Raw genomic sequence first — 2574 nt, forward strand, 5'->3', positions numbered from 1 at the left:
TCGGTACGCAGCGGGTTGATCTCCGAGACGGCGCCGACGAACGTGGTCTTGCCCACGCCGAAGCCACCCGCCACCACGATCTTCGCGCTGGTGGTCGACCGGGTCTGCGGGCCGGAGGCGTCGCCGCTAGATCTTGCGAAGTCCACTGAGCACCCTTTCGAGCAGTGTCACGTCCGGCGTTCCGCCGGCCTCTCCGTTGCCCGGCTGGTGGATCGCCACCATGCCCGCCTCCGCCAGGTCGGCGACGAGGATCCGGGCCACACCGAGCGGCATCGACAGCAGGGCCGACACCTCCGCCACCGACTTGACCTCCCGGCACAGGTGGCAGATCCGCTGGTGCTCGGGGAGCAGCGTGGCGAGGTGCGCGGGGTCGGCCGTGGTCGACACCAGCGCCTCGATGGCGAGCTGGTAACGCGGCCGGGTCCGGCCGCCGGTCATCGCGTACGGACGTACCAGCGGCTGGTCGCCCTCATGGCCGTACGGATCGTCCAGGGACGAACCGCCGTACGGATCGTGAGAGACGGGGGGCGGGGTCATGGATCCTCCGGGCGTGACGGCGTGACTGCTGCCGTCTGATGGGGCCGGTGGGGGGCCGGGTGGGGCGGCCGGACGGTGAACGGTGCCGAGGGAGGTACGGAGGGGCGTACCACCCTGTCGTCGAGCGGTTCGGTGCGGTTGCGCGGGTGGGGGCCGCGCGGGTAGTCCCCCCGGATCCGGGGGGACGCCCCGTCAGTGCAGGAGGCTGCCCTGGAGCTCCGCGCGGAGATCCGGGGTGAGCACGCTGCCGGCCCGGTCGACCAGCAGCGCCATCTCGTAGCCCACGAGGCCGATGTCGCACTCGGGGTGGGCGAGCACGGCCAGCGAGGAGCCGTCGGAGACGGACATCAGGAAGAGGAAGCCGCGCTCCATCTCCACCACGGTCTGTGCGACAGGACCGCCCTCGAAGATCCGGGACGCCCCCGCGGTCAGCGAGGTCAGTCCGGAGGCGACCGCCGCCAGCTGGTCGGCACGGTCGCGGGGGAATCCTTCGGACATCGCCAGCAGAAGTCCGTCGGCGGAGACCACCACTGTGTGGGACACCCCTGGGGTGTTGTCCACGAAGTTGGTGATCAACCAGTTCAGATTCTGCGCCGCCTGGCTCATCGCGCTCAACTAACGCTCCTGCTGGTGGTTCGGGCCGAGGGGGAAGCTACCCGTGGTCGAGTTGCCCGCCTGTCGGCCCTGCTGGATGCCGCGGCGCAGATTGGTGAGCCTGCCGCGGACGTCGTCGGGTGCACGCGAGACCTGGGGGCCGGCCGTGTGGGCCTGCTCCTGTGCGGTCCCGGGTACGAGGTTGGCCTTCGGCACACGGCGCGGAAGGCCGGAGGTGGTGACGCCGCCGGCCGCGGGCTTGCGCACCCGCTCGGCCTGGCGCACCAACTCGTCGTTGGGCGAGGACCGCCAGGCGGCCCCGCCGTTCTGCCGGCCGCCGTCACCGGCGCCCGGACCACCGGTCTGCCGCGGCGCCGCCGGAGCGGACGACTGCGGTACGACCGGGTTCTGCATGGTGCGGTCGAGGTCGGCGCCCCGGCCGTCGGTCCGCCCGGGCGCCTGCTGCTGCGCCTGGTCCTGGTACCAGTTGGTCTCCAGCGTGTCGTACAGCGGGGTACGGCCGTCGCCCGCGCCGGGCGCCGGAGGCAGCGCCTCGGGCCGGCGGGGCTGCTGGAGCTGAGCCTGCTGGGGCTGCTGGGGCTGCTGCGGGTCCCGGGCGTCCTGCGGCGCACCGAAGTCGCCTCCGGCCGCTCGCCGGCGCGGAGCCGGAGCCTGCGGTGCCTGCGGTGCGTAACCCTGCCCGCCCTGGTAGCCGCGGGGCTCGGCCGGCTGCTGCGGGGCACCGAAGTCGGGGCGCGGGAACTGCGCCGTCGACGCCGGGTCCTGCCCGCCCGCCTGGTAGCCCTGCGGGTCCTGCTGCTGCCCGGCCTGCGGGGCCTGCGGGGCGCCGAAGTCGGGGCGCGGGAACTGGCCGGTGGAGCCGGGGCCCTGCGGAGCCGCCGGGGTCGGGAAGCGGCCCGTGGCCTCCGGGTCCTCGTGGCCGCGCGGGGCGTCCAGCGGGGACATGTTCTGCTGCGGGCGCCGCACCGGCTGCTGCGCCGGGTCGCTGCCCCAGCTCGCGGCCTGCGGGCGCTGCTGCTGCGGGTCGCCGCCGGGCAGCTCGGCCCGCGGGAAGCCCTGACGGCCGTCCTGCGCGGCGGGCCGCGGAGCCTGCGGGGCCTGCTGCTGGGGGGCCGAAGCCTGGGGCTGCGGGGCCTGGGGGGCCTGCGGGGTCTGCGGCGGGACGCCGCCCCACACGTCCGTACGCGAGGGGATGGCGCTGGCCGCGCCGCCGATGAGGCCGCCGGTGCCCGGGCCCGGACGCCGCGGCTCCTGGCCCTGGGGGGTCTGCGGGGCCTGAGGCGCCTGGGTGGCCTGACCGGGACGGTCCGCCTGGGCGTTCTGCGGCTGCTGCCGGCCGGGCGCCTGGGGGCCGCCGGCGAGCGGGCCGCCGTCGCGCCCGGGCAGCGCGGCCGCCCGGACCACTTCGAAGAGGCCTTCGAC

At 75.5% G+C, this 2574-nt stretch carries 2 protein-coding genes and 2 pseudogenes; all 4 read right to left on the reverse strand.

The genetic code is table 11. From position 1 onward, the window contains the following. Positions 1-146 (reverse strand): annotated as a pseudogene (locus tag ABTY40_RS30770) (ATP-binding protein); the annotation flags it as partial. Then, entirely contained in the window at positions 127-537 is a 411-nt protein-coding gene (locus ABTY40_RS30775) for a DUF742 domain-containing protein (protein ID WP_352062511.1), read from the reverse strand. The pseudogene ABTY40_RS30770 and the gene ABTY40_RS30775, both read right to left, overlap by 20 nt. 192 nt (positions 538-729) lie before the next feature. Continuing rightward, complete coding sequence (locus ABTY40_RS30780) at positions 730-1143, reverse strand: roadblock/LC7 domain-containing protein (RefSeq protein ID WP_030496942.1); 414 nt, start codon at positions 1141-1143, stop codon at positions 730-732. Between the two features lie 9 nt (positions 1144-1152). Next, positions 1153-2574 (reverse strand): annotated as a pseudogene (locus ABTY40_RS30785) (histidine kinase); the annotation flags it as partial.

Origin of the sequence: Streptomyces sp. NPDC126503 (assembly GCF_040302405.1) — a bacterium.
In the GTDB taxonomy this organism is placed as follows: Bacteria; Actinomycetota; Actinomycetes; order Streptomycetales; family Streptomycetaceae; genus Streptomyces; species Streptomyces gulbargensis.

What these genes read in the sequence shown, in the direction of transcription:
- ABTY40_RS30775 (WP_352062511.1), bottom strand. Translation starts at nt 537, where the DNA reads ATGACCCCGCCCCCCGTCTCTCACGATCCGTACGGCGGTTCGTCCCTG.
- ABTY40_RS30780 (WP_030496942.1), bottom strand. Translation starts at nt 1,143, where the DNA reads ATGAGCCAGGCGGCGCAGAATCTGAACTGGTTGATCACCAACTTCGTG.